A 528-nucleotide genomic window follows, 5' to 3' on the forward strand; every position below is an offset into this window, starting at 1 on the left:
GCCCCAATGCCATCGATCCCACACCGACCTACAGCATCGACGGCATGAGCCGCCCCTATGCGACGAGCCCGACCCCGGATCAGAACTGTCCGGTCGGCCCGCAGGGCGCACAGCCTGACGCAACCGGGACATCGCCCGGGACAAGCACGCCGACGGTGAACGACAATCATTGCGGCAAGTAACCAGCGTAATCGCCGAACCGAGGCCGCGAGCCGCCTGGCTTCGCGGCCTCCGCCGTTTCCGGCCGGGGGAACCGATCCGGCCGCAACGACGTTTGCTAATTTGTTTGGTTCGAAACATTTGAGCTCGAAACGATAACTTGGGAGACAGGACGTGGCTTCATCGGCGCTCATCGGCATCCTGATCACGTTCCTGGTGATCATCCTCGTGCTCTACCTCGTCCAGCGCCTCCCGCTTGACGGCCGCACGCGACAGATCGCGCAGATCGTCGTCATCATCATCGGCATCGTTTCGCTGTTGAAGTATCTGGCCGTTTTCTGATCCTTTCTCTAAGAGAAGGATGTTCAA

The 528-nt window shown here is 60.4% G+C and carries 1 protein-coding gene and 1 pseudogene; both read left to right on the plus strand.

Translation table 11 applies throughout. From position 1 onward, the window contains the following. Positions 1–182: pseudogene (locus tag EN738_RS36030) on the plus strand (hypothetical protein); the annotation flags it as partial. Positions 183–333: 151 nt separating this feature from the next. Next, positions 334–501 carry a Thivi_2564 family membrane protein gene (locus EN738_RS34940; RefSeq protein WP_127287442.1) on the plus strand — a complete coding sequence of 56 codons (168 nt, stop codon included), beginning with the start codon at positions 334–336 and terminating at the stop codon, positions 499–501. Positions 502–528 lie beyond the last annotated feature (27 nt).

Source organism: Mesorhizobium sp. M4B.F.Ca.ET.017.02.2.1, from assembly GCF_003998955.1.
GTDB lineage: Bacteria > Pseudomonadota > Alphaproteobacteria > Rhizobiales > Rhizobiaceae > Mesorhizobium > Mesorhizobium abyssinicae.